This window comes from Sphingomonas sp. M1-B02, assembly GCF_026167525.1.
Classification (GTDB): Bacteria; Pseudomonadota; Alphaproteobacteria; order Sphingomonadales; family Sphingomonadaceae; genus Sphingomonas.
Genome location: NZ_CP110679.1, coordinates 1,893,628 through 1,917,478, shown reverse-complemented (window position 1 = coordinate 1,917,478; position 23,851 = coordinate 1,893,628). Strand labels below are relative to the sequence as shown.

General features: G+C 66.9%; 24 protein-coding genes and 1 tRNA gene. 11 read left to right on the top strand and 14 right to left on the bottom strand.

The annotated features are described in order from the left end of the window. Position 1: 1 nt before the first annotated feature. Positions 2-2,170: a primosomal protein N' gene (locus OKW87_RS09155; protein ID WP_265538780.1), complete on the bottom strand. Its 2,169-nt coding sequence runs from the start codon at positions 2,168-2,170 to the stop codon at positions 2-4. 71 nt (positions 2,171-2,241) lie between these two features. After that, complete coding sequence (locus tag OKW87_RS09150) at positions 2,242-2,907, bottom strand: DUF2490 domain-containing protein (protein ID WP_265538778.1); 666 nt, start codon at positions 2,905-2,907, stop codon at positions 2,242-2,244. A gap of 56 nt (positions 2,908-2,963) precedes the next feature. Between OKW87_RS09150 and OKW87_RS09145 the strand changes: the two genes are divergently transcribed. The 3 genes from OKW87_RS09145 to OKW87_RS09135 all read left to right on the top strand — a co-directional run bounded on the left by OKW87_RS09145 (position 2,964) and on the right by OKW87_RS09135 (position 5,018). Next, on the top strand, positions 2,964-3,350 hold the full coding sequence (locus OKW87_RS09145; protein WP_265538776.1) for a hypothetical protein: 387 nt from the start codon (positions 2,964-2,966) through the stop codon (positions 3,348-3,350). A 16-nt stretch (positions 3,351-3,366) separates the two neighbouring features. Then, the gene (fsa, locus tag OKW87_RS09140; protein ID WP_265538774.1) at positions 3,367-4,020 is read left to right on the top strand and encodes a fructose-6-phosphate aldolase; all 654 of its coding nucleotides are present in this window, start codon (positions 3,367-3,369) and stop codon (positions 4,018-4,020) included. A 104-nt stretch (positions 4,021-4,124) separates the two neighbouring features. After that, positions 4,125-5,018, top strand: a complete 894-nt coding sequence (locus tag OKW87_RS09135) for a tyrosine recombinase XerC (RefSeq protein ID WP_443025040.1) — start codon at positions 4,125-4,127, stop codon at positions 5,016-5,018. Here OKW87_RS09135 and OKW87_RS09130 read toward each other — a convergent pair. The 3 genes from OKW87_RS09130 to OKW87_RS09120 are packed head-to-tail and all read right to left on the bottom strand — an operon-like array spanning position 5,015 to position 6,980. Next, complete coding sequence (locus OKW87_RS09130; RefSeq protein ID WP_265538770.1) at positions 5,015-5,602, bottom strand: DedA family protein; 588 nt, start codon at positions 5,600-5,602, stop codon at positions 5,015-5,017. The two genes, OKW87_RS09135 and OKW87_RS09130, sit on opposite strands and share 4 nt — an antisense overlap. After that, a complete protein-coding gene (gene gshB, locus OKW87_RS09125) occupies positions 5,599-6,564 on the bottom strand; it encodes a glutathione synthase (RefSeq protein ID WP_265538768.1) in 966 nt (321 codons plus the stop codon). Before gshB ends, OKW87_RS09130 begins: the two co-directional genes overlap by 4 nt. Before the next feature lie 41 nt (positions 6,565-6,605). After that, the gene (locus tag OKW87_RS09120; protein ID WP_265538766.1) at positions 6,606-6,980 is read right to left on the bottom strand and encodes a YraN family protein; all 375 of its coding nucleotides are present in this window, start codon (positions 6,978-6,980) and stop codon (positions 6,606-6,608) included. A 96-nt stretch (positions 6,981-7,076) separates the two neighbouring features. Between OKW87_RS09120 and OKW87_RS09115 the strand changes: the two genes are divergently transcribed. Continuing rightward, the gene (locus OKW87_RS09115) at positions 7,077-7,277 is read left to right on the top strand and encodes a hypothetical protein (protein ID WP_265538764.1); all 201 of its coding nucleotides are present in this window, start codon (positions 7,077-7,079) and stop codon (positions 7,275-7,277) included. Here OKW87_RS09115 and rsmI read toward each other — a convergent pair. Next, positions 7,274-8,107 (bottom strand): 16S rRNA (cytidine(1402)-2'-O)-methyltransferase, encoded by an 834-nt coding sequence (rsmI, locus tag OKW87_RS09110; protein ID WP_265538761.1) that lies wholly within the window; start codon positions 8,105-8,107, stop codon positions 7,274-7,276. The genes OKW87_RS09115 and rsmI overlap by 4 nt on opposite strands. A 13-nt stretch (positions 8,108-8,120) precedes the next feature. On the opposite strand from rsmI, the gene OKW87_RS09105 reads away from it, so the two are divergent. Continuing rightward, positions 8,121-9,329 (top strand): penicillin-binding protein activator, encoded by a 1,209-nt coding sequence (locus OKW87_RS09105; protein ID WP_265538759.1) that lies wholly within the window; start codon positions 8,121-8,123, stop codon positions 9,327-9,329. A 44-nt stretch (positions 9,330-9,373) separates the two neighbouring features. Here OKW87_RS09105 and hemW read toward each other — a convergent pair whose 3' ends face one another. The 3 genes from hemW to OKW87_RS09090 form a co-directional block, all read right to left on the bottom strand. Then, positions 9,374-10,519, bottom strand: coding sequence for a radical SAM family heme chaperone HemW (hemW, locus tag OKW87_RS09100; protein ID WP_265538757.1), 1,146 nt, complete (start codon positions 10,517-10,519; stop codon positions 9,374-9,376). An 18-nt stretch (positions 10,520-10,537) separates the two neighbouring features. Beyond that, positions 10,538-10,611, bottom strand: a tRNA-Gly gene (locus tag OKW87_RS09095). Positions 10,612-10,746: 135 nt separating this feature from the next. Continuing rightward, complete coding sequence (locus tag OKW87_RS09090; protein ID WP_265538755.1) at positions 10,747-11,901, bottom strand: extracellular catalytic domain type 1 short-chain-length polyhydroxyalkanoate depolymerase; 1,155 nt, start codon at positions 11,899-11,901, stop codon at positions 10,747-10,749. Between the two features lie 252 nt (positions 11,902-12,153). On the opposite strand from OKW87_RS09090, the gene OKW87_RS09085 reads away from it, so the two are divergent. The 5 genes from OKW87_RS09085 to OKW87_RS09065 all read left to right on the top strand — a co-directional run bounded on the left by OKW87_RS09085 (position 12,154) and on the right by OKW87_RS09065 (position 14,259). Continuing rightward, complete coding sequence (locus OKW87_RS09085) at positions 12,154-12,375, top strand: hypothetical protein (protein WP_265538753.1); 222 nt, start codon at positions 12,154-12,156, stop codon at positions 12,373-12,375. A gap of 37 nt (positions 12,376-12,412) precedes the next feature. After that, a complete protein-coding gene (locus OKW87_RS09080; RefSeq protein WP_265538752.1) occupies positions 12,413-12,655 on the top strand; it encodes a hypothetical protein in 243 nt (80 codons plus the stop codon). 179 nt (positions 12,656-12,834) lie between these two features. Next, positions 12,835-13,041, top strand: coding sequence for a cold-shock protein (locus OKW87_RS09075; RefSeq protein ID WP_265538749.1), 207 nt, complete (start codon positions 12,835-12,837; stop codon positions 13,039-13,041). Between the two features lie 95 nt (positions 13,042-13,136). Beyond that, positions 13,137-13,370, top strand: coding sequence for an antitoxin Xre/MbcA/ParS toxin-binding domain-containing protein (locus tag OKW87_RS09070; RefSeq protein WP_265538747.1), 234 nt, complete (start codon positions 13,137-13,139; stop codon positions 13,368-13,370). A gap of 25 nt (positions 13,371-13,395) precedes the next feature. After that, complete coding sequence (locus OKW87_RS09065; RefSeq protein WP_265538745.1) at positions 13,396-14,259, top strand: transglutaminase family protein; 864 nt, start codon at positions 13,396-13,398, stop codon at positions 14,257-14,259. A 133-nt stretch (positions 14,260-14,392) separates the two neighbouring features. Here the strand turns inward: OKW87_RS09065 and galA are convergent, their stop codons facing one another. Genes galA through OKW87_RS09050 form a run of 3 tightly spaced genes read right to left on the bottom strand, consistent with a single transcriptional unit; the run spans position 14,393 to position 19,886 of the window. Continuing rightward, positions 14,393-17,284 carry a beta-galactosidase GalA gene (gene galA / locus OKW87_RS09060; RefSeq protein ID WP_265538743.1) on the bottom strand — a complete coding sequence of 964 codons (2,892 nt, stop codon included), beginning with the start codon at positions 17,282-17,284 and terminating at the stop codon, positions 14,393-14,395. An 11-nt stretch (positions 17,285-17,295) separates the two neighbouring features. Continuing rightward, positions 17,296-18,255, bottom strand: coding sequence for a glycoside hydrolase family 43 (locus OKW87_RS09055; RefSeq protein ID WP_265538742.1), 960 nt, complete (start codon positions 18,253-18,255; stop codon positions 17,296-17,298). Next, positions 18,255-19,886 (bottom strand): MFS transporter, encoded by a 1,632-nt coding sequence (locus tag OKW87_RS09050; protein ID WP_265538740.1) that lies wholly within the window; start codon positions 19,884-19,886, stop codon positions 18,255-18,257. Before OKW87_RS09050 ends, OKW87_RS09055 begins: the two co-directional genes overlap by 1 nt. A gap of 102 nt (positions 19,887-19,988) precedes the next feature. Between OKW87_RS09050 and OKW87_RS09045 the strand changes: the two genes are divergently transcribed. Further along, positions 19,989-21,305, top strand: a complete 1,317-nt coding sequence (locus OKW87_RS09045) for an oligogalacturonate lyase family protein (RefSeq protein ID WP_265538737.1) — start codon at positions 19,989-19,991, stop codon at positions 21,303-21,305. A 150-nt stretch (positions 21,306-21,455) separates the two neighbouring features. Here OKW87_RS09045 and bglB read toward each other — a convergent pair whose 3' ends face one another. Then, on the bottom strand, positions 21,456-22,571 hold the full coding sequence (bglB, locus tag OKW87_RS09040) for a beta-galactosidase BglB (protein WP_265538736.1): 1,116 nt from the start codon (positions 22,569-22,571) through the stop codon (positions 21,456-21,458). A gap of 44 nt (positions 22,572-22,615) precedes the next feature. Continuing rightward, positions 22,616-23,809: a glycosyl hydrolase 53 family protein gene (locus tag OKW87_RS09035; RefSeq protein ID WP_265538734.1), complete on the bottom strand. Its 1,194-nt coding sequence runs from the start codon at positions 23,807-23,809 to the stop codon at positions 22,616-22,618. Between the last annotated feature and the right edge of the window lie 42 nt (positions 23,810-23,851).

Sequence of the window (23,851 nt, the reverse complement as noted above, 5' to 3'; positions counted from 1 at the left end):
GTTAAAGGAAGCTGTACGGGTCCACGTCGACCGCGACGCGCACTTTGGCGCTCCATTCCAGCGCGCCCAGCCACTCGCGGATCATGTCCTGCACGTCGAAGGCGCGGCGGGCGTGGACCAGCAGGCGGAAGCGGTGGCGGCCGCGCAGCATCGCCATCGGCGCGGGGGCGGGGCCATAGACGTGCATCTCGTCCACCCGCGGCGCGGTTCGGCCGATCAGGCGGGCGGTTTCCTCGGCGGCGGCTTTGTCTTCGGAGGAGACGATGATCGCGGCGTAGCGGCCATAGGGCGGGGCGCCGGCCTCGCGCCGCGCCTCGGTCTCGGCGGCGTAGAAAGCGGCGCTGTCGCCCGAGACGAGCGCCTGCATCACCTGCGCGTCGGGCGCGTGGGTCTGGATATAGACATGGCCGGGCTTCACCCCGCGGCCGGCGCGTCCGGAGACCTGCATGATCTGCTGGAAGGTGCGCTCGGCCGCGCGCAGGTCGCCGCCGTCGAGCCCCAGATCGGCATCGACCACGCCGACCACGGTCAGGTTGGGAAAATGATAGCCCTTGGTCACGAGCTGGGTTCCGACGACGATGTCGATGTCGTGATGCTCCATCCGCTGGACGAACTCGGCCGCCTTGGCAGGCGACCAGAGCGTGTCCGAGGTGACGATCGCGGTGCGGGCGTCGGGCCAGAGTGCCGCCACTTCGTCGGCGATCCGCTCGACGCCGGGGCCGCAGGCGACGAGGCTATCCTCTTCCTCGCATTCGGGGCAGATTTCGGGCGTCGGGTAGGTGTGCCCGCAATGGTGGCAGGAGAGGCGGCGGATCAGCCGGTGCTCGACCATCCACGCCGTGCAATTGGGGCACTGGAAGCGGTGGCCGCAGTGGCGGCAGAGGGTGAGCGGCGCATAGCCGCGGCGATTGAGGAAGAGGAGCGACTGTTCCTTGCGCTCGAGCGCCGCGTCGATCGCGAGAACGAGCCGGGGCGCCAGCCAGCGGCCGCGCTCGGGGGGCTCGGCGATCAGGTCGATCGCTTCGATATCGGGCATCTCGGCTGCGCCAAAGCGGCCGGGGAGCTTCAATTCCTCATAGCGGCCGAGTTCGACCTGGTGCCGCGTCTCGATCGCGGGCGTGGCCGATGCCAGGACGACCGTACATTGCTCGAACTTGCCGCGCATCACCGCGACGTCGCGCGCGTGATAATGGACCCCCTCTTCCTGCTTGAAGCTGGTCTCATGCGCCTCGTCGACGACGATCAGCCCGAGCTTGGGGTAGGGCAGGAACAAGGCCGAGCGCGCGCCGACCGTCACCATCGCCTCGCCTCTGGCTATGGCGCGCCAGGCGCGGCGCCGCTGCGAAGTGCGCAGGCCCGAATGCCAGGCGATCGGTTCGCAGCCGAAGCGCTGGGCGAAGCGGGTGAGGAAGGGCTCGGTGAGTGCGATCTCGGGCAGCAGGACGAGCGTCTGCTTGCCCGCGGCGAGGGCGGCGGCGACGGCTTCGAAATAGACTTCGGTCTTGCCGGAGCCCGTGACGCCGTCGAGCAGGAAAGGCTGGAAGGCGCCGGCGCCGACCGACTGGCGCAGGATGCTGGCGACGTCGGCCTGGTCGGCGCTGAGGTCGGGCGGGCCGAAATGCGGGTCGGGCAAAGGGAAAGGCGAATCGGTGTCGACCGTCACCGCCTCGATCGCGCCGATCTTGCAGAGGCCGCGGATCACCCCTTCGGACACGTCGGCGACGGTGGCGAGCTCGCGCACCAGCCCCTGCCGGTCGCCGATCCGCTCGAGCGCTTGCGCGCGCTGCGGGGTCAGGCGATCGGGCACGAGTCCCGTAGCGCGATATTCGACAATGGTCGGCGCGCCCTCGAACGCTGCCGAGGTGCGCAGCGTCATCGCCAGCACCGCGGCGGGCGGGCTCAGATAATAGTTGGCGGTCCATTCGATCAGGCGGCGGACCGGCTCGGGGATCGGCGGGGCATCGGCGACCGCGATCAGATTGCGCAGCCGATTGTCGCCGACTTCGGCGTCCGAAGGCATGCGATCGGCTTCCCAGACCACGCCGGCAAGTTGGCGAGGTCCGAGCGGCGCGACCACGATCGAGCCGGGTTCGACCTGCATACCCGCGGGCACGCGATAGTCGAGCGGGCCGAGCGCGGAGTTCATGACGAGGACACGGGCGCGGGACATCAGCGCCTCATATGGGGATTCTTGCGCGCGTGGGAATCCCGTATCTGCGCCGCGGTACGACGCCGGGCGCGTCAGAGACTGAGCGTCAGCGCGAAGACCGCGATATGATCCATCTCGTCGCGATCGCCGTCGCGGCCGAAGCTGTACTGGTTGAGATAAGACACCTCGCCGCTCAGTTGCTCGCCGAGCGGAATCTGCAGCCCGATCGTGTGGCGCATCCGATCATAGCCGCTTTGCTGGCCCCAACCAGTATCGTTGACCAGCAGGAAGCTCTCATGCGCGGCAAAGGCGTCGACCCCGCCGCCGATGGCGTGCTCGTAGCGCAATTGCTGCCGCGCGCGGACGCCCATGCCGGGGCCGTCGCTGCTGAACGTCTCCTCGATCCGGGTGCGGGTGGTGAGGCCGGGGGCGAGGGTGAAGGTGATCGTCTGGCGAAACCGCTCGAAGTTCGGCAGCGGGCGGCCGCGATCATAATCCTGGACGTGGCGAAAGCCGAACGCGACTTCCACCGAATCGCTGAGCGTGTGCGTGACGATTCCACCGAACTCGCTGTGTGCGAAGCCGCCGACCTTATCATAAAAGCGGCCGATGCTCTCGAGCATGATCGTAGTGTCTTGGTCCAGGTCGGTGATGCCGTTGGCCTGGAACCAGAGCTGCTCATCGACCTGCTGTGCAGCCGCGGGCAGCGCTACGAGCAACGCGAAGGCCAGGCCAAGGACTCGTAACATTCCAGTCATATTTGCCGCTTTAGCTTGTTCCGGTTACGATCCAACCCTCAACCGAAGGGGGACATATGATCCTGACCGCCTTGGCGCTCAGCGCCGCACTTGCGCCGTGCCGCAGCTTCGACACCCGATTGCCGAGACCGCTCAGCGGCTGGACGCGCGCCGGGCAAGGCCTGGATACCGGACATTCGGTGGTGCTGCCGGCGCGGCGGGGCGAAGCCGCCACCAGCGTCCGCATCCGCAAGGCCGGAACGTTCGGCATCGCGATCGATCAGGCCGGCTGGATCGACATCGCGCCGCCGCGCGGGCGTGCGCTGCGCTATACCTCCGAGGCGAAGGGCCCTGCCTGCTCGACCATCTCGAAGATCGTTCGCTTCCGGTTGCAACCGGGCACCTATCGCGTCAGCGCATCGCGGCTTAAGGGCGGTCGGGTAAAGCTGATGCTGGTCCGCTGACTCACAAGGAATCCCCATGAAGTTCTTCGCCGACACCGCCGACACCGCCGAAATCCGCGACCTGGCCGATGCCGGGCTTGTCGACGGGGTGACCACCAATCCCTCGCTGATCCACAAGGCCGGGCGCAACTTCCTCGAAGTGGTGGCGGAGATTTGCGGGATCGTCGACGGGCCGGTTTCCGCCGAAGTCGTCGCGCTCGATTATGCGACGATGATGCAGGAAGCCGAGATCGTCCGGAAGATCGCCGACAATGTCGCGGTCAAGGTGCCGCTGACGATCGACGGGCTCAAGGCGTGCAAGACGCTGACCGACGACGGGACGATGGTCAACGTCACGCTCTGCTTCTCGGCCAACCAGGCGCTGCTCGCGGCAAAGGCCGGCGCGACCTTCGTTTCGCCCTTCGTCGGCCGGCACGACGATAATGGCTTCGACGGCATGGCGCTGATCGCCGACATCCGCCTGATCTACGACAATTACGGCTTCGACACCGAGATCCTGGTCGCGAGCGTGCGGCACCCGATCCATGTGCTGGAAGCCGCACGGATCGGCGCCGACGTGATGACGGCGCCGCCCGCGGTGATCCGCCAGCTGGTCAAGCATCCGCTGACCGACAAGGGGATCGAGGGGTTCCTGGCGGACTGGGCGAAGACCGGGCAGCGGATTGGCTGACGCCCGTCATCCCAGCGAAAGCTGGGATCTGTTGCAGCGCGCGTACCACGATTGCCTGCGATCCCAGCTTTCGCTGGGATGACGGAAGGGGGTAGGGTATGTGCGTGACCCAACCCGCCCTCCCGCTCCTCTACGCCCAGCACCTCGCGCGCGACCGGCGTCGCTCGGCGCATACCGTGCGGGCCTATGGCGCGACGGCCGAGCGACTGGTCGCCTTCCTCCAGGCGCATTGGGGCGGCGAAGTCACCCGCGAAACATTGGCCGCGATCGGCACCGCGGACCTCCGCGCCTTTCTCGCCAGCCGGCGCAACGACGGGCTGGTGAATACCTCCGCGGCGCGCGAGCTATCGGCGGTGCGCGGGTTCCTCAAATTTGCGGTAGGCGATCATGCCGATCTGCCGCGGCTGCGTGGGCCGCGGGTCAAGAAGGGCGTGCCCCGGCCGATCGCGCCGCACGAGGCAGTGGCGCTGGCCGAACTCGTCTCCGAGGAGGCGAGCGAACCCTGGATCGCCGCGCGCGACTGGGCGGTGTTGCTGTTGCTCTATGGCGCCGGGCTGCGCATCGGCGAGGCCGTGGGGCTGACCGGCGCGGTGCTGCCGCTGGGCGAGACGATGCGCGTCACCGGCAAGCGCGACAAGACCCGGACCGTGCCGCTGCTGCCGCAGGTCCGCGAGGCCGTCGAAGCCTATGCGGCGCTATGTCCATACGGCGTGTCGCGCGACGCGCCGCTGTTTCGCGGCGCCAAGGGCGGGCCACTGCCGCCGGGGGCGATTCGCAAGGGGGTGCGTTCCGCACGGGCGGCGCTGGGATTGTCGGAGCGGACGACGCCGCATGCGTTGCGGCACAGCTTTGCGACGCATCTGCTCGGCCGCGGGGCGGACTTGCGGGCGCTGCAGGAACTGCTCGGCCATGCGAGCCTGAGCTCGACCCAGATCTATACCGCGGTCGACGCCGCGCATCTGCTCGACGTCTATCGCAACGCCCATCCGCGGGCTTAGCGCTGGTCGCGCGGCTTCCAGGTCACGACGCGCCAGATATAGAGCAAAACCGCAACGACGACGATCGCCACCACCCCCGGCGCGATCCAGCGATCGATCGTCTCGAAGCTCGCGCCCAGCCAATAGCCCGCGCCGACCAGGATCGTGTTCCAGATCGCGCTGCCCGCGGCGGTATAGATCACGAAGGGCCAGAAGGGCATCTGGAGGAGCCCCGCGGGGATCGAGATCACGGTGCGGCCGATCGGCATGAAGCGAAAGACGAAGACAGTGATGCCGCCCCAGCGATCGAAGAAGCGGCGCAGCTTCTCTACATCCTCCCAGTCCATCGTCAGCCAGCGGCCCCAGCGATCGATCGCCGGGCGCAGCCGCTGATAGCCATAGCGGCGGCCGATCTCGTACCAGAAGAGATTGCCGAGGATGCAGCCCGACGTGCCGACCAGCACGAGCAGCAGGAAGTTCATCTTGCCCTGGCCCGCAGCGATGCCGCCCAGGCCCATGATCACTTCGGAGGGCACGGGCGGGATCACATTTTCCAGCACCATCAGCAGGAAGATGCCGAGATAGCCCCAATCGAGCCAGTTCATTTGGCTGCGCCGCGCTCGGCGACGCGGCGCTCGATCGCCTGCCAGATCAGGGCGGCGGTATCGGTGCCGTTGAAGCGATCGATCGCGACGATGCCGGTGGGCGAGGTGACGTTGATCTCGGTCAGCCACTCGCCGCCGATCACGTCGATACCGACGAAGATCAGCCCGCGGCGCTTGAGCTCCGGCCCGAGGACGTCGCAGATTTCCTGCTCGCGTGGCGTCAGTTCGGTCTTGAGCGCGCTGCCGCCGACCGCGAGGTTCGAGCGGATCTCGCCTTCGCCGGGGATCCGGTTGATCGCACCGGCGACTTCGCCGTCGACCAATACGATCCGCTTGTCGCCCTCGGCCACGCTCGGCAGGAAGGCCTGGATCATGTGCGGCTCACGCCACGCGGTGTTGAACACCTCGATCAGGGCAGAGAGGTTTGCGCCGTCGCTGCCCACCTTGAAGATCGCCTTGCCACCATTGCCATGGAGCGGCTTGATGACGATCTCCTTGTGCTTGGCCAGGAAATCACGCGCCTCGTCGAGGCTGCGGGTGATCAGCGTCGGCGGCATGAAGCGCGCATAATCGAGCACGAACACCTTCTCGGGCGCGTTGCGGACGCTGGCAGGATCGTTGACGACCAGCGTCCTGTCCGCGATCCGCTCCAGCAGGTGGGTGGCGGTGATATAGCCGAGGTCGAAGGGCGGATCCTGGCGCATCAGCACCACGTCGGCCTCCGCGCCGAGATCGAGCTTCACCGCCTCGCCGAACTCGAAATGATTGCCCTCGACTCGCTGGACCGTGACCGGGTGCGCGCGGGCCCAGACGCGGCCGTCGGCATAGTTCAAGTACTCGGCGGCATAATGGAACAGCCGGTGTCCGCGCGCCTGGCCCGACAGCATCAGCGCGAAGCTCGAATCTCCGGCGATGTTGATCGCATCCAGCGGGTCCATCTGCACGGCAACGGTTAGGGTCATTCGGCCTCCTCGCGCCTTCGTAGGTGACTTATGCGGGTAAGTCACCCTATCCAGGCGTTCTCGATATGGCGAGGGAGCTTGCCGGGGGCAATGAGGATCACGTCGACTCGGATATCGTCGCCCGGCGCAACATAACGCGGCATCAGATATTCGGCGGCGGCGGCAACGCGCGAGAGGCGGCGCTCGTCGATCGCGAAATCGAGCTCGGCATCGGTAGCGCGGGTCTTCACCTCGACGAAGGCGACGAGCGCGCCGCGGCGGACCACCAGGTCGACTTCGCCGGCGGGGGTGCGCACGCGACGATCGAGAATCTTCCAGCCGCGCAGCCAGAGCCACCATGCGGCGCGCCGTTCGCCCTCGCGACCGCGACTTTCGGCGGCCCGCCGGTCCCTTGTCGCGCCTTTATACCGCCTCATCTGCCCGGACTCGCGCCTGTGGATAACTTTAGTTACTTTGCACCCAACGACTCGAATTCATCGAGTCGATTCGTCGCACCGGGGGGTGTCGCACCCATGGAATCGAACGAACGTTATTATCGGCGCCGCGCCATCCAGGAAATCGCCGCCGCGCGTCGGGCGGTCACCGAGAGCGCGCAGGCGCGTCGCCGCGAACTGGCGGAATCCTATTTGCGCCGTTTATCCGAGCTTACCGGCTCGGATGAGAGCAGGATGCTCGATTGGTCGTCGGAGGCGCTCGTTCGCGAGTTCGCCTAATTTTTCAGGGCGATGGCGCGGGCATAGAGCGTCTTGCGGTCGAGCCCGAGCTTCTTGGCGACCTCGCCCGCGGCCTTCGCCGCCGGCAGCCGGGTAAGCGCCTCCAGCAGCGCCGCTTCGCCATCCTCCGCTGTGGCAGGCGCGGCTTCGCCGGGCGGGGCGACAATCACGACAATCTCTCCCCTGGGCGGGGCCTCCGCATAGCGATCGGCGAGCTGGGAAAGGCTGCCGGTCACGCATTCCTCGAACTTCTTCGTGATTTCGCGCGCGACCGCCGCCTCGCGGTCGCCCAGGCCCTCCGCCAGCGCGGCGAGGCAGGCCCCCAGCCGCGGCCCCGACTCATAGAGGATCAGCGTCGCGCGGATGCCCGCCACCTCGGCGATCGCCTCCGCGCGGGCCTGTTGCTTCGAAGGCAGGAAGCCGACGAACAGGAAGCGGTCGGTCGGCAACCCCGCCAGCGTCAGCGCGGCGATGGCGGCGCAGGGGCCGGGAACCGTGGTTACGGCATGTCCCGCCGCGCGTGCGTCGCGCACCAGCTTGAAGCCGGGATCCGAGATCAGGGGCGTGCCCGCATCCGAGACCAGGGCCACCACTTCCTGCCCCATCCGCGCGACCAGCCCGGGGCGCACGGCATCGGCATTATGATCGTGATAGGGTGTCATCCGCCCCTTCGCGCCGAGATGGCGAAACAGCCCGGCCGTCACACGCGAGTCTTCGACGGCGACGATATCGGCGTTGAGCAATATCTGCGATGCACGCGGACTGAGATCGCCGAGATTGCCGATCGGGGTCGCGACGATATAGAGGCCTGGGGCAAGTGAAGCGTTCATCCTAAGGAGAGTCATGGCAGACGCCCAAGCAGTCAAGCAACGCGGGATTTGGAACAGCGTCCGCGTCGCTACGATCGGCGCGACGATGTTCCTCGCCGCCTGCGCCAGCGGCCCCCGCATGATCCCCGAAGCGAACCGCCCCGCGCCCGCGCCGCCGCCGGCGGAGCGGCCTGTCGCGCGCCCGATCCAGCCCGGCCTGCCGCAGGATAGCGAACGCCACCGCATCGCGTTGCTGGTGCCGCTGAACGGCGCCAATGCCGGGGTCGGCCGTTCGCTGCAGAATGCCACCCAGCTCGCGATCCTCGACACCAAGAGCGATGCGATCCGGATCACCACTTACGACACCAGCGGCGGCGCGGGTGCCGCGGCGACGCAGGCCATCGCCGACGGCAATCGCCTGATCCTGGGTCCGTTGCTCGCGGAAGATGCCCGCGAGGTCGCCCCGATCGCGCGGCGCGCCCGCGTGCCGGTGCTCAGTTTCTCGAACGACACCAATGTCGCGGGGAACGGCACCTTCGTGCTCGGCTATTCGCCGATCCAGGCGATCGAGCGCGTGGTTCAATATGCCGCGCGCAACGGCGTGACCGAATTCGTCGGGCTGATGCCCTCGGGCGACTATGGCCAGCGGGTGGCGACGCCCTTTCTGCGCACCGTCGAACAGGCCGGGGGCAAGGTGATCGCGATGGAAAGCTTCGACGGGAGGCCGGGCTCGCTGACCAGTGCGACCGCCAAGTTGACCCGCTCGCCCTTCCAGGCGATCCTGATCGCCGGCAGCGCAGACAGCGCGCGGACCGCGGTCCCGGCGATCCGCCGCTCGGCGAACGGCAAGACCGCCCGCGTGCTGGGCACCGAATTATGGAACACCGATTCGTCGATTGGCAGCAAGGGCGTGCTCAACGGCGCCTGGTTCGCGAGCGTGCCCGACAATTATTACCGCCAATATGCCACCAAATATCGCGCGCGCTTCGGCACTGCGCCCTATCGCATGTCGACGCTGGGCTATGATGCGGTGCTGCTGACGGTCCGGATCGCGCGCGACTGGCGGCCGGGTTCCGAATTCCCCGAACGGCGGCTGACCGAGCGCGATGGCTTCGCCGGGCTCGACGGTGCGTTCCGCTTCGGCCGCGACGGCGTGGCGGAGCGCGCGCTGGAAGTGCAGGAGATACGGGGCGGAACGACTGCCACGGTGTCTCCCGCGCCGCCGAATTTCACGGGCAATTGAGCAAGCCCGTCATCCCCGCCTGCGCGGGGATGACGGGTTGGGGACTATGTCCGCACCAGCTCGCGCAGGATCGCCTCGAGCACCGGCATGCCTGCGTCGGTGACTCGGAGCCGGTCGCCGTCGCGAACTGCCAGGCCCTGCGTCTGCATTACTGCGACCGCGCGGAAGTCGATCGGGGCCGTGCCGCCCGCGATGCGCGCGATGCGGGCTAAGTCCACCCCTTCGCCCAGCCGCAGCCCCATCAGCAGCGCCTCGACCCCGCGATCGGCGGGGCTCAGCGCATCCTCGCGCTCGAGGCCATGGCCGTTGCGCGCGATCGCCGCGAGCCAGTTTTCGGGCTTCTTGTGGCGTATGGTCGCCGTCCCGCCGCGGCGGCCGTGCGCGCCGGGGCCCACCCCGGCATAATCGCCATAACGCCAATAGGTCAGGTTGTGCCGGCTCTCGGCGCCGGGGCGGGCGTGGTTGGAAATTTCATAGGCCGGGATGCGGGCCTGCGCGGTCATCGCCCGCGTCGCCTCGAACAGATCGGCGCCGCGATCGGGGTCGAATGCGGCGAGCTCCCCCTTCTCGAACAAGGTGGCGAAGCGGGTGCCGGGTTCGATCGTGAGCTGATAGAGCGAGAGATGTTCGGTGCCGAAGCCGATCGCGCGGGCGAGTTCGGCTTCCCATTGCGGCTGGGTCTGATCGGGGCGGGCGTAGATCAGGTCGAAGCTCACGCGCGTGAACACCGATTGCGCGGTCTCGAGCGCGGCCAGCCCCTCGGCGACGCCGTGCGCGCGGCCCAGAAAGGCGAGGGCATCGTCGTCCAGCGCCTGCAGTCCGAGCGACACGCGGTTGACGCCGGCGGCCGCAAGGTCGGCAAAACGCGCCGCCTCGACCGAGGAGGGGTTTGCCTCCAGCGTGATCTCGATTTCCGGCTCGAACCCCCAATGGCGCTCGGCGGCGGCGATGATCGCGGCGACGGTCGCGGGCGGCATCAGCGACGGCGTGCCCCCGCCGAAGAAGATCGAGCCGAGCCGGCGCCCGGGGAGCAAAGCGGCCTCATGCGCCAGATCGGTGAGCAGCGCCGCGCGCCAGGCGTCCTGATCGACAGACTCGCGGACGTGGCTGTTGAAGTCGCAATAGGGGCATTTGGACACGCAGAACGGCCAGTGGACATAGAGCGCCAGTGGAGGTGCGTCGGGGGTCATCACTATGCCTGGAGGGGCTGGAGCGGGTAACGGGAATCGAACCCGTGTATTCAGCTTGGAAGGCTGCTGTACTACCATTGTACTATACCCGCCTGGAGCCGGAGGCCGGTCGGCGTTGCGGGCGGCCCTTATGAGCAACCCGAGCGAAGCGCGCCTGCCACAAATTCGCGGCGATGGTCAACCGATGTCGGACTTCCGAATTCGCGCGAGGAGGCCCCCGTCTGAGGCTAACGCATCAGCCCGGCGGCGCGCAGTGCGTCTTCGATGATCTTCGTGACGCCGCTGGCGGCGGTGGGGGCCGGCGCGGGTTTCGGCTTGGCGGGCTTTGCCGGCGCGGGCTTTGCCGCCTTGGAAGAAGCGGGCTTCGCGGCCTTCGCCGCGGCCGGCTTGGCGCGGGCGACCTTTTCCTTCGGTGCTACCTCGGCGTCGAGCAGGCCCCAGAAGTTCGCGATGTGCCGGGTCGAGCTGATGTTCGCCTCGAGCATATAGGGGCCCGCTGTGCCGACGCCGTCTTCGCCCTGGGTCTCGAGCGGGGTGCCGTGGCCGAGTCCGGCGATGCTATATTCCTCGATCACGTCGCGGCCCTTGGCGTCGCGCCACACGCGGCGGGTCTGGCCGTCGACCGTCTCCGACAGGCTGGGCTCGGCGGCGGCGCCGTGGAGCGGGCGCCACTGGCCGATGATCGCCGCCGCGTTCGACTTGCTGACGGTGGCGTCGGCGGTTCCGTGCCACACCGAAAGCGTCGGCCAGGGACCTTCATGGCTGGACGCGTCGCGGACGAGCGCGGAGAGATCGGCCTCGCTGGGGCTGCCATGGCCGCGCATCCGATCGAATGCCTGCGGCACCGAATTGGCGGTGGCGAAGGGCAGGCCGGCGATGATCGCGCCGCTGGCGAACAATTCGGGATAGGCCGCGAGCATGACCGACGTCATCGCCCCGCCGGCGGACAGCCCGGTGACGAAGATTCGCGAATGATCGATCGAAAGCTCGGCAATCATCGCTTCGATCATCTGGCGGATCGATTCGGCCTCGCCGCGGTCGCGCCGGGCGTCCTCGGGCGCGAACCAGTTGAAGCAGAGATTCGAATTGTTGGTTCGCTGCTGCTCGGGGAAGAGCAAGGCGAAGCCATGGCGAGCGGCGAGCGTCGACCAGCCCGAGCCATGATCGTAGCCGGCAGCGGTCTGGGTGCAGCCATGGAGCACGACGACGAGCGGCGCGTTCGCGGCCAGATCCTCGGGCACGAATCGGCGGGCGCGCAGCGCACCGGGGTTGCTGCCGAAATCGATCAGGTCGGCCAGCGGTGCGGCCGGCTCGGGCTTGCCCAGCCCCGGCATGGCGCGCAGCGCCGCCAGGCGCGTGATCGTATCGTTCAGGTTACGCATTGCGGCTCACTCCCGGCCACGGCGGCGGCCCTGACACAACGCATCAACGTGCCTGGACACCGGTTGTTGCTGCGCTGCACAATAAATGGCCTCGCTCGGCGGCCCGCGCAAGGTGTGAATTCATGCTGCGTCTGCGCTGGGCTAGTAAAATCCCGGTGTATCGCCCATATAGGTCGCATCGCTCCGCTTCTATACGGGCAGGGACGCGACTGAGAGATGCACATGCTCCCGCTCTGAAGACGGAGCCCCGCCATGTCCCGTGCGCTCAATATCAATGCCACCGAAGCCCATGTCCGTTCGACCTCGGCGAAGCATAATGCTGCGATCAGCGCGATCGAGCCCTTGCTCCCGCGCGGAACCCGCGTCGTCTATATGAACGCCACCGATGCCGCGACCGTGGCCGAAGTCTATGGCTCCAAGGTGCTGACCGGCCCGGTCACCCGCACGCCTTTCCGGCCTGCGCGCCCGCGCTGAGCAGGCGACGCCCATCCCCCTTCGGAAAGGAATTCGCATGCAACCGACCTCGACCTTCTGCCGCGCGCAGGAAGCGCTTCAATTGAACCGCGCCACCGAATCGACGCTCGACAACCCGCGCCGCGTTGCAAATCTCGCCGCCGCGGCCTGGGCCAAGGAAGCGCTGGCCGCCGACAAGCGCGAGCAGCGCCAGGCGCGCAATCGCGATGCCGCGGCGGGCCTGCAGGTGAGCGGCGACACCGATTTCGAGCTTTCGGACGGTCCGGAGGATGTCGACTAAGCGCGCCTTTCGCTGTCCTCCCGCGGGCAGTCATTGCATTTTGCCGCGTCCTGCCTTATATAGGCTGGGCTATCGTCGCTTGCGACGGAACTAAGCTTACGAGCCGAACTTCCTTTTCTCGCTTCTGGCTCCATCCGCCTCTTGCGTGTGGACATCATGTTTCGTGAAAGGAACGCATCATGCCAATCGGCAAAGTAAAATTCTTCAATATGGACAAGGGTTATGGCTTCATCGCGCCTGAGGACGGCGGCGCTGACAGCTTCGTCCATATCAGCGCAGTCGAGCGCGCCGGCATGTCCACCCTCCAGCAGGACCAGCGCGTGTCGTACGACATCGAGCAGGACCAGCGCGGCAAGTCTTCGGCAGTGAACCTGCAGTCGGCATAATTCGGCCTCGGTCGAATAGCTGCTAATCTACTCCGCGGCGGGATGAAGCTCGGCTTCGTCCCGCCGTTGGCATGTCTGCCGAGAAGGATCGCATCATGAACAAGCCATTTCGCAAGCGCTTCGATTCGGTCAAGCTCACCAAGGAAGAGGCCGAGCGCCAGGGCAAGGCGGCAACGCTGGCCTGGAAGGCGTTTCCCGAGCCCGGCGCCGCCGTCGCCTTCATGAACGAGCATGACGACGCATTGGGCGGACGCCCGATCGACCTGGTCGTCGCCAGCGAAGAGGGCCTGCGCGCCGTCGAGCAGGCCATCGCCGCCCGCCAGGCCTGAGTCCTCCGATACGGGAGCGACGGCGATGCTGCTGACGATCCACCACAAGACCATTTATCGCTACAGCCAGCCGGTCTCGCTGCTGCCGCATCGCATGATGCTGTGTCCGCGCGGTACCCAGAATCTCAAGCTCGTCTCCGCGCGCTTCGAGTGCGTGCCCGAGGCGAAGCTCGACTGGACGCAGGATCTGTTCGGCAATCTGATCGCCACCGCGACCTTCGCCGCGCCTTGTGACCGGCTGGAAGTGACGGCGCACATGATCGTCGAGCAGGCCGCCTCTGCCTGGCCGATCTTCCGGATCGCGCCGCATGCGCACAGCTACCCCTTTGCCTATACCGATGACGAGCGGACCGATCTGGGCGCGCTGCTGGTGCCCGAATATCCCGATCCGGACGGCCGCCTGTCGGCCTGGGCGCGCGAGGTGGTGCTCGTCGAGCCCGCCGATACGCTGGCCCTGCTCCAGGACGTAAACGCCGCGGCGCGAATCGGCATGGACTATGTCGAGCGCCCTGAAGAGGGGACGCAGGCGCCGCTCGAGACGGTCGACCTGGCGCAAGGCTCGTGTCGTGACCTGGCGACCTTGTTCATCGAGGCGGTGCGCCATCTCGGCTTCGCTGCGCGCGCGGTCTCGGGCTATCTGTACGATCCGCCCGTGGAGGGTGAGGAGCCCAACCAGCATGGCTCCACCCACGCCTGGGCCGAAGTCTATCTGCCGAATGCGGGCTGGGTCGCCTTCGATCCCACCAACGGCCGGATGGGGGAGGGGCATCTCGTCCCCGTCGCGGTCGCGCGCAACATCACCCAGATCAAGCCGATCGAGGGGAGTTATGTGGGCACCGCGAATTTGCTCGAGGCGATGACGGTCGAGGTGACGGTGAAGCAGGCCTGAGGCCTGGACCTGTCGATTATCCGTCACCCCGGCGAAGGCCGGGGCCCATCTCGTGCGCTTTCCCGCTATTCCACAATTGTATGCGCTGCCCGTCTGGGAGATGGGCCCCGGCCTTCGCCGGGGTGACGATGTTTCATCGTTCTCGAACGACCACCAGCTTGCCGAAGCCCGAGGGCTTGCCCGGTTCGGCTTCCACCAGCACGGCCAGCGTCCGCTCGGCCTGCCCGGTGGGCAGCGTCACTTCGAGCGCCGCGGGCGCCGGATCGCGCTTTTCGGCGACCTTCACCCCGTCCAGCCATATCTCGGCCCTGCCGACCAGTTGGGTGAAGACCAGCACGCCGCCGCGCGTGCGGACACGGGCCTGCGGCCTGAACTGCACGCGATAGGCGTTCCACCGGCCCGTGCCGCTCGGACCCTCGAGCCGACCGGAACGGCCGCGCATCGTCGCATAGCGATCGTCGCTGGCCATCTGGGCGTTGGGATCGGGCCTGGCCTCGGTGAACGGGGCGCGCTGCCACGAACTCAGCAGCATCTCGGGCCGCGTCGGCTCGACGAAGCCGCGGGGCGCGGCGGCGATCCGATCGACGATCAGCGACGCCGGCTTGAGCCCCGGCGCAGTCGCCCGCAGCCGCAGCTTGCCGCGGCCGGGCGCGGCGCGGACGATCACCTGCGCCAGCCCGTTGAACAGCTTTCGCGCATTGCCCTTTTCGGGATCGTGATCGTTGGGATCGCCGTTGCCCAGGCCGATGATCTCGCCGCCCTCTATCGCGAAGCTGGCGGGCAGGTTTGCGGTCGGCACATGACGGCCTTTGGCGTCGACCGCGTCCACGGTGACCGGCTGCGCATCCTCGCTATCGCCCGCCATAACCCGGCGATCGGGGGTGAGCCGCAGCGCGACCGGCGGGCCGACCGTCTCGATCCTCGCGCGCACCACTTCGCGCCCGCCCCGATAGCCCACGGCCTCCAGCCTGCCGGGGGCATAGGGCACCTTGAATTCGGGCATTGTGAGCCGATCGACCGCCTGCTCGCCGACGGGCTTGCCGTTGAGCAGCAGCGCGACGCGCTCGACATTGGCGAGCGCCACCACCCGGATCGGCTGGCCTTCCTGGCCGGGCCAATTCCAGTGCGGCTGGAGCGCGAGCACCGGCTCGCTATCGACCCATTGCGCGCGATGCTGGTGGAAGGCGAGCTTGGGGAAGCCGCAAAGGTCCATGATCCCGAAGAAGCTCGAGGTGGAGGGCCATTCGAACGGGGTCGGCTCGCCATGATAGTCGAAGCCGGTCCAGACGAACGCGCCGGCCAGGAAGGGGCGTTCCGCTATGGCCTTCCAGCCGACGGTGTGGGTCGAGCCCCAGGGCGCGCCTTCGTCGTCATAGCTGGTCATGATGTTGCGCGCCTTGTCGGTCTTATATTCACCGCGGGTGGAGAAGGCGCTGGTATCCTCCGAGCTGGTCAGCGGCTTGTCGGGGAATGCCGCGTGATATTTGTCATATTGCGCGATCTGATAGTTGAAGCCGACGACGTCGACCGCCTGGCTGACGTTCAGGGGCGTGAACATGCCGTCGTTCATCGCCGCGGTGACCGGGCGGCTGTCGTCGAGCGCCTTCACCGCCGCGGCCATGCGGCGGACCATCTCATAGCCCTGGGGCGAGCCCTGCATCGGCTCTTCGTTGAACACCGACCACATGAAGACGGACGGGCGATTGCGATCGCGGCGGACCAGCCATTCGAGCTGCTCCATATAGTCGGGGCTGGGATTGAACACGCGGTTCTCGTTCATCACCAGCAGCCCGTGGCGGTCGCAGGCATCGAGCAATTCGGTGGGCGGGGCATTGTGCGACATGCGGATCGCGTTGGAGCCGAGCGCCTTCAAGCGCCGCACGCGCCAGTCCCACAGCGTATCGGGAATTGCGGTGCCGACGCCGGCATGGTCCTGATGGTTGCAGGTGCCCTTCAGCTTGAGCGGCTGGCCGTTGAGGTGGAAGCCGGTTCGGCTGTCGAATCGGAAGTGGCGGAAGCCGATCGGGATGCGGCGTTCGTCCATGAGCTTGCCGTCGCCGCTGACCCGCACCCGGATCGTGTAGAGCGTCGGCACGTCGGGCGACCAGAGCTTCGGATCGCTGACCGGCAGCGTGACGCGGGCGGTGGCCGGGACGAGCGGGCGAATCTCGGCGCTGGTGCCGAGCGCCGCCACGGTCTCCCCGGCGGGGCCGAGCAACTGCGCCTCGACCGTCACGCTTCGTGCGGTCTCGCCGATATTGCCCAGATCGACCGAGACCGGCACGCTCCAGCTGCCGTCGGCGGCGCGGCGCGGGTCGCAATGGACGCCATCGGTGGCGATGTGGACGGCCTCGCGCACCGCCAGCCAGATGTGGCGATAGATGCCGGCGCCTTCGTACCACCAGCCCTCCATCGGATCGGCATCCACCCGGATTGCGATCGTGTTGAGCTCATCGCCGAAGCGGGCGAGGGGGGTCAGGTCGACATGGATGCCGTTATAGCCGCTGAAGTTGCGATCGACGATCGTGCCGTTGACCCAGATCGTCGCATGCGTCGCGATCGCGCCGACATCCATCTCGAGATATTTGCCCTTGAGCGCCGGATCGAGCCGGATCGTCCGGCGATACCAGCCGACGCCGCGGCGCCGGTAGCCCTGGGCGATGTTGGCCTTGGGATCGACGGGGGCCTCGATCGCCCAGTCGTGCGGCAGTTCGACTTCGCGCCAGTCGCTGTCGTCGAAGGTCATCGCGGCGGCGCCGTGCGAGGCGCCGGCCTTCGCATTTTCGTAGCTTGGCTGGTGGCCGATGATCTCGGGCATCGCGATGTCGCCGAGATGGAAGCGCCAGCCATGATCGAGCCGCAGCCGGCCCGGCTCCTCGGGCAGCGGGCGGGGATCGAGGCCGTCGCGCGGGGCGGGCATCGGCAGGTCCGAGCCGCTATAGGGTTCCGCCTGCGCCGCGCTGGCGGTGAAGGGCGGGAAGGCGCTCGCCAGCGCGCTGGTTGCCAGAAAGGATCGCCGGTCCATGATATCCCCCGTCAGTTTGGTTTGAGCCGCACGGTCACCGGCGCGCTGCGATCGACGCGGATCGCGCCGCCCTCTTCCTTCAGCTCGGCGATCTGGAGCAGGCTGCGCCGCGCCCAGTTCGGATCGGCCGCGCCCTCGCCCGATTGGTGGACGAAATAGATGAGGTAGGCGCGCTCGCCCGCGACGATCACGTCCGGGTGCTGCGCCTTGGCGCGATCGGTGGGGCGGGTGCCCGCTTCGCCCAGCAGATGGCCGGGCTGCGCGGTCCAGTTGGTCGCGTCGGTCGAGCTTTGGACGAGCAGCCCCTTCCACGCGTCGCTGATCAGCCACCAGCGGCGTTTCCAGCGGAACGCCTTGGGGCCTTCGCCCGGGGTGGAGACGGCAGTGCCCTTCACCGTCCAGCGCTTGAGGTCCGGGCTGTCGGCGTAGCGGATCGCCTTTCCGGCGCGCTCGTCGTTGAACCACAGCCGGTAGCCGCCGCCGGGCAACGCGACCACGCTGGCGTCGATGACCCGGTCCGAGCCGAGATCGAGCCGCTCGCCGCACTCCCAGGTCTTGAGGTCGCGGCTGGTGAGATGGACCAGGAAGCGGGGTGCGTTCCAATCCTTGAACACGCCCGGCACCACCGTCAGCCACATGTGCCAAGTGTCGCCGAAGCGCTGGACCTCGGGCGCCCAGAGCGTCGCGCCGGTGCAGGACGCGGGGATCGCCGCGGTGCCGCCGTAGCGCCACGCAGCCCCGTCCTTCGATCGCGCGACGCCGATCGCGGTGCCGTGGACCCAGCTGACATCCTTGGGATCGGTCAGCTTCAGGTCGGCGCGGCGATTGGTGTAGAACAGCACCCATTCGCGCGTTGCGGCGTCGTAGACGGTCGAAGCATCCGCCGCGCCGTCATGCACCGGATCGCGGAAGAGCGGCACCGGTGCGACCGGATCGGACGACGCCAGCAACAGCGCCAGCGCCGCCAGCATCAGCGCGTGCCTGCCAGGCTGTTCCGGCCCCACAGCTGCGCATATTTCCAGCCCGACAGATCTTCGACGATCGTCTTCGCCTCGGGCGAGGTCGGCTCGGTGCCCCCGGCGCGGAGATGGTCGATCTCGGCCATCAGCACGTCATGGGTGCGTGCATTGAGCCGGAAGTGCCACGAGGCGACCAGGCCGGCGAGCATGACCAGGATCGGCCCGAGGATCAGAAGCCAGGTGATCGTGGCGATCGCCTGCGGGGTCTGCTGCATGGCCGCGCCGGGCCCTGCGGTGGGCGAGACATAGCCGCCGAGGTCAATGATAAAGCCCGTGCAGATGATCGCCGCCGACTGGGCCAGCTTGCGCACCAGCGTCATCACCCCGGCGAAAATGCCCTCGCGGCGCTGGCCGGTGACTGCCTCATCGACGTCGGGCAGATAATTGTAGATCGACCAGGGCACGAAGTTCAGCGTGCCGCGGCCGAGGCCCGCGAGCAGGATCGGCACGAACAGCCAGAAGATCAGCACCGGGCTGAACGCCGCCGAGGCCGGGTTGAGCGCCGAGAGGATGTTGCCGTCGAGCGCGGCCAGATCGGCGACGAACGCCGCGGGCCTCAGATAATAGAAAGCTAGGAACAGCAGCAGCCCGGCGGTGAAGAAGCTGATCGCGATGCGATAGGCGACCACCGGCCCGGTGCGGATCACGATGTTGATCGCGATCATCACCGAGAGCAGCTGCGCGATATACATCGTCGTCAGCAATTGCGAGATGATCAGCGTCGCCCCCATCATCACCGTCACGACGAAAATCGGGAAAGCGGTGTTGAAGATATCCTGCGAGATATAGCCGCCGAGGTAGATCGACAGATGCTGGCGGAAGGCGCGGATGCGCAGCGTCGAGAAGAGATCGCGGAACATCACGAAGGGGATCATCGCCGCGGTCTTCAGGTCGAGCGGGACTGGCCGGATCTGCTTTTCGGCCTCGCTATAGGGGCGCTCCCAGGTGAAGATCACGACCAGCGTCACCACCAGGCTGAAGATCGCGCCGAAGATCGCGGCCATGATCAGGAAGGTGCTGGGCGAATCCGCGCCGCCGAGGCTGGCGATGATCACCGTCGGCAGATAGGAAGCGAGGATCGCCGAGCTCTGCGCGACGATCATCCGCGCGCCGGCGAACTTGGCCTTCTTGCGATAATCGTTGGTCATCTCCGCGGCGAGCGTCTCCCACGGGATCAGGAACATCGTGTAGACGAATTCGAAGAAGATGAAGGTCAGCAGATAATAAGTGAAGCTGTGCCCGGCGACGAAGATCAAGGCGAAGCTGGGCAGCAGCGGAATCGTCGCGATGAGAAAGATTTTCCGCCGTCCCACGCGCCGGCCGATCCAGGTATGCCGCAGATTGTCCGAGATATAGCCGATCAGCGGGCAGGTGATCGCCTCCAGCAGCCGCGGCAGGCCGAGGATCAGCCCTGCCTCGGCGGCGGACAGGCCGCAGAAGGTGGTGAAGAAATAGAGCAGCCAGCCGGTGATGACCGCCTGCGCGCCCGCGCCGAGCATGTCGCCCGAACCCCAGCCCCAATAATTGTACCAGCGCGGCTCGCGGAGACCGGTTGCAGTGGGCGCGGCGGCGCTGGGGGCCATTCGGGTTCCTCTCGAGCGACAGGCTCGGCCTGTTCTTTACTCCATATTCTGAACTGCTATCATGATATGTGGAACGACATCAAGTCGAACGGGAGCGAGAGGATGCGGCTGGGACGCCTGTTTTGCAATGCGCTGGGGCTGTTCGCGCTCGCCGCATCCGGGGCCGCGATGGCGCAGCCCGCCGCCGAATGGATCGATCCGCTGACCGGGCACAAGGTCGTCCGGATCAGCCGCGAGGCGGACACGGCCAGCCTCTATTTTCACCAGAACAGCTATACGCCGCAGGGCGACAAGATGGTCGTCTCCGTGCCCGACGGGATCGCGGTGGTCGATCTCAAGACCTGGTCGATCAAGCCTTTGGTCAAGGACAAGCAGATTGCCTTGCTGTTCACGGGCCGCAAGACGCGCACGGCCTATTATTCGACGCGTGATCGCACCGATGTCGGCGGGCCGGGGCCGTCGACCGTGTTCGGCGTGGATATCGACAGCGGCAAGGTCCGCAAGATCGCCGACATTCCGGCGGGCTCGATCGGGTCGATCAATGCCGACGAGACGCTGCTGCTCGGCCAATGGGCCGAGAGCGATCGTCCGCTCCAGCCGGGCTCGACCGCGCAGGATCGCCGCCAGTTCGGACAGGTCAATTATCAGGCGCTGGGGCCGGACGGGAAGCCGCTGAGCTTTGCCGATGCCAAGGAAGTCCGGCTCAACGACCGGCTCGAGGCCCGCATCCCGATGGAGATCTTCACGATCGACATCCGCACCGGCGCGCGCAAGGTGGTGACGGCCTCGACCGACTGGCTCAACCATGTCCAATTCTCGCCGACCGACCCGCAGCAGATCATGTATTGCCATGAGGGCCCGTGGCACAAGGTCGATCGCATCTGGACGATTCGCGCCGACGGGATGGGCAAACGCTCGATCCATCCGCGCACGATGAACATGGAGATTGCCGGGCACGAGTTCTTCGCGCCCGACGGCAAGACGATCTGGTACGATCTGCAGACCCCGCGCGGGCAGGTCTTCTGGCTCGCCAGCTATGACCTGACGAGCGGCAAGCGCCGCTGGTACAATGTCGAGCGCAACCAATGGTCGGTGCATTTCTACCAGTCGCCCGACGGCAAGCGTTTCTCGGGCGACGGCGGCGACAGCGAGATGGTCGCGCGCGCGCCCGACGGGAAATATCTGTATCTGTTCACGCCGAAGGACATTCCCGACGTGGCGGGGATTCATGCGCCGGGGGCGGAGAATCTGATCTCGCCGGGGACGTTGGTGTCAGAGAAATTGGTCGACATGCGCAAGCATGACTATCGGCTCGAGCCCAACATGACCTTCACGCCGGACGGTAAATGGATCGTGTTCCGCGGCAATTTCGAGGGCGCGGCGCATGTCTATGCGGTGGAGGTCGCGAAGGCGCGATGATCAATTCCCCTCCCTGAAAGGGAGGGGCCAGGGGTGGGTTTAGCGCTGGTCGGGCTCGATGCCCGGCCGGCGCTTTTGCTTTGAGCTCGGGAGGCTCGCTCCGCTCGCCACCCACCCCCGGCCCCTCCCTGAAAGAGAGGGGAGAAGGCATCAGATATAGGTCCGCAGGAACTCACCCAGCGCGCAGATCGCCAGGCTCTGGCCATAGGGCATCGAGGTCAGGCGGATGTCCTTGTAGAATTGCAGATCGCTGCCCATCGCGGTGCCGAAACTGACCTGCTGGAGCTCGCCACTCTCGTCGATATTGGCGAGGACGCCCTGCACTGCCTTGATGCCGACCGTCTCATATTCCCGCGGCAGATAGCCCTTCCGGACGCCCTTGAGGATGCCATAGGCGAACCCCGCGGTGGCCGATGCTTCGAGGTATGACGTGGGATCGACGATCAGCGTGTGCCACAGGCCGGTCTCGGGATCCTGCGTCTCGGCCAGCGTCTTGACCTGCGCCGCGAGCGTATCGACCAGGAAGGTGCGGAAGGCATCGCCCTCGGGCAGGTCGAGGATCTCGATGATCTCGGGGATCGCGATCGTCACCCAGCAATTGCCGCGCGCCCACAGCGCCTCGGCATAATTGTGCCGGCCGTTGAAGTCCCAGCCGTGGAACCAGAGCCCGGTCTTCCTGTCGAACAGATATTTGATGTGGACGAGGAACTGGCGCTTCGCCTCCTCGATATAATGCGGGCGCTCGAGCAAGAGCCCGATCTTGGCGAGTGGCAGCACCGACATCATCAGCGTGTCGTCCCACAGCTCGCCGGGATTCTCGTCGTTGAAGACGATATGCTGGAAGCCGCCTTCCTCGGTCTTGGGCAGGCCGTCCTTGGCCATCAGCCACTCGGCCCAGGTGTCGAGATAGGGGATGTAGCGCAGGTCGCCCGTCTCTTCGAACAGATAGGCCAGCGTGATGAACGGCGCCATCGTGTTGATATTCTTGGTCGGCGTGCCCTCGGCAAAACGGTCCTCGAACCATTGCAGCATGATCTGCATCGCCTTGTCGTCGCCGGTCTGCTCATAATAGCGCCACATGCCGAACAGGCCGACGCCGTGGGTCCATTCCCAGCCGGCCCAGCCCTTGGTGTCGATGATCCGGCCATCTTCGAGATGGAGCAGGAACTCGCCGGTCTCGTCCTTGATGTTGACGAGGTTGTGAATCAGCTTGTCGATCGCATCGGTGATCTCGCTGCGGGGAATGTCGTGGGTGAGGGCGGCCAATTTTCGTCTCCTGGGGTCGGTTGCGGCGCGAGCGAATCGCGGGGTTATTTCAGGACGCCATAGTCCTTTGCCATCTGTTGGTAGAGGCGAATGAAGGTCGGATCGGCGTCATAGCGTCCGCCCTGCTCGCGCTTGCGACGCGGGGCGGGGGTGGCGGCGGGCGCGGCGCCGGGGGCTTCGGCGCTGTTGATGCCCTGCGCGAGCAGGTTAGGGCGCGGGCCTTCGCCGGCATTCTCGCCATTCTGCAGGAAGATCGCCTCCTGGTGGCGGGTCGGCTCCCAGATATAGCTGCCCCAGCCAGTGGGCCGGGCGCGGACCAGATCGTTGAGGTAGCGCTTGCGCGACGAATATTCGATCGCGAAGAAGCCCTTGCCCGGATAGCGCTTGCCGAACTCCGCGAAGGTTCGCTCCCAATCGCCCTCGGCCTGCTGCTGATAGCAGGATAGGCCCAGCGCATCGAAATCGACGCCGCGCTCGACCAGGCTGTCGGTCCAGTGGCGCACGATCGGCCAGTGGCGGCCGAGATGGTTGTGGAGCGCGATCGGCACGCCCGGCAACGTCTCGCGCGTCGCGGCGACCCCGGCCTTGAGCAAGGCGGCGAAGCGATCATAGCCGCCCGCGCCGACCACCTTCATATGGACGTCGTCGGTCTGCGGATTGCCGGTCGGGATCGTCAGCGGCACCCGGCCTTCGGGCCAGAGCATGCCGAACGTCGTCTCATTGCCGAGGATTGCGATGTCGGGCGCGGCGTCCGCCGCCTTGATCGCGGCCCAGGTCTCGCTGGTGTAGCGATGAACCGTGTCGACCAGCCTGGCAAAGGGCAGGTCCGCCCAGGCCGCAGGCTTGTCCTGATGCTGCGGATCGGCCCAGGTGTCCGAATAATGGAGCGTGGTGGACAAGTGGAAGCCCGCCGCCTTGATCCGCTTCGAGAAGGCGATCGTCTGCTCGAGCCCGCACCAGGGGCCACCGGGCTTGTTCTTCGAATAGCCCTGCGACGGATCGACGAAGAGACGCAGCTTGAGCGCGTTGAACCCGGCTTCGCGGAAGATTTCGAGCGGATCGCGGCGGACGCCGTCGAGATAATAGGTCGCGCCCCGGGCCTCATCCTCGGGGATCCAGGAAATGTCCGCGCCGATGAGGAAGTCGCGCGGGCGTGGGCCGGACATGGCGCGGGCGGGGAGCGGCCCAAGCGCAAGCGCTGCGCCGCCCGCGCTGATCGTCTGACGTCGCGTGAGCATCACCGAGCTGCCTCCAACGGGATGCACCCCGGCGAAGGCCGG

Bases quoted from the DNA above. Each gene is read 5' to 3' on its own strand.
- OKW87_RS09155 (WP_265538780.1), bottom strand. From the start codon at position 2,170: ATGTCCCGCGCCCGTGTCCTCGTCATGAACTCCGCGCTCGGCCCGCTC.
- OKW87_RS09150 (WP_265538778.1), bottom strand. From the start codon at position 2,907: ATGACTGGAATGTTACGAGTCCTTGGCCTGGCCTTCGCGTTGCTCGTA.
- OKW87_RS09145 (WP_265538776.1), top strand. From the start codon at position 2,964: ATGATCCTGACCGCCTTGGCGCTCAGCGCCGCACTTGCGCCGTGCCGC.
- fsa (WP_265538774.1), top strand. From the start codon at position 3,367: ATGAAGTTCTTCGCCGACACCGCCGACACCGCCGAAATCCGCGACCTG.
- OKW87_RS09130 (WP_265538770.1), bottom strand. From the start codon at position 5,602: ATGAACTGGCTCGATTGGGGCTATCTCGGCATCTTCCTGCTGATGGTG.
- gshB (WP_265538768.1), bottom strand. From the start codon at position 6,564: ATGACCCTAACCGTTGCCGTGCAGATGGACCCGCTGGATGCGATCAAC.
- OKW87_RS09120 (WP_265538766.1), bottom strand. From the start codon at position 6,980: ATGAGGCGGTATAAAGGCGCGACAAGGGACCGGCGGGCCGCCGAAAGT.
- OKW87_RS09115 (WP_265538764.1), top strand. From the start codon at position 7,077: ATGGAATCGAACGAACGTTATTATCGGCGCCGCGCCATCCAGGAAATC.
- rsmI (WP_265538761.1), bottom strand. From the start codon at position 8,107: ATGAACGCTTCACTTGCCCCAGGCCTCTATATCGTCGCGACCCCGATC.
- OKW87_RS09105 (WP_265538759.1), top strand. From the start codon at position 8,121: ATGGCAGACGCCCAAGCAGTCAAGCAACGCGGGATTTGGAACAGCGTC.
- hemW (WP_265538757.1), bottom strand. From the start codon at position 10,519: ATGACCCCCGACGCACCTCCACTGGCGCTCTATGTCCACTGGCCGTTC.
- OKW87_RS09090 (WP_265538755.1), bottom strand. From the start codon at position 11,901: ATGCGTAACCTGAACGATACGATCACGCGCCTGGCGGCGCTGCGCGCC.
- OKW87_RS09085 (WP_265538753.1), top strand. From the start codon at position 12,154: ATGTCCCGTGCGCTCAATATCAATGCCACCGAAGCCCATGTCCGTTCG.
- OKW87_RS09080 (WP_265538752.1), top strand. From the start codon at position 12,413: ATGCAACCGACCTCGACCTTCTGCCGCGCGCAGGAAGCGCTTCAATTG.
- OKW87_RS09075 (WP_265538749.1), top strand. From the start codon at position 12,835: ATGCCAATCGGCAAAGTAAAATTCTTCAATATGGACAAGGGTTATGGC.
- OKW87_RS09070 (WP_265538747.1), top strand. From the start codon at position 13,137: ATGAACAAGCCATTTCGCAAGCGCTTCGATTCGGTCAAGCTCACCAAG.
- OKW87_RS09065 (WP_265538745.1), top strand. From the start codon at position 13,396: ATGCTGCTGACGATCCACCACAAGACCATTTATCGCTACAGCCAGCCG.
- galA (WP_265538743.1), bottom strand. From the start codon at position 17,284: ATGGACCGGCGATCCTTTCTGGCAACCAGCGCGCTGGCGAGCGCCTTC.
- OKW87_RS09055 (WP_265538742.1), bottom strand. From the start codon at position 18,255: ATGCTGGCGGCGCTGGCGCTGTTGCTGGCGTCGTCCGATCCGGTCGCA.
- OKW87_RS09050 (WP_265538740.1), bottom strand. From the start codon at position 19,886: ATGGCCCCCAGCGCCGCCGCGCCCACTGCAACCGGTCTCCGCGAGCCG.
- OKW87_RS09045 (WP_265538737.1), top strand. From the start codon at position 19,989: ATGCGGCTGGGACGCCTGTTTTGCAATGCGCTGGGGCTGTTCGCGCTC.
- OKW87_RS09035 (WP_265538734.1), bottom strand. From the start codon at position 23,809: ATGCTCACGCGACGTCAGACGATCAGCGCGGGCGGCGCAGCGCTTGCG.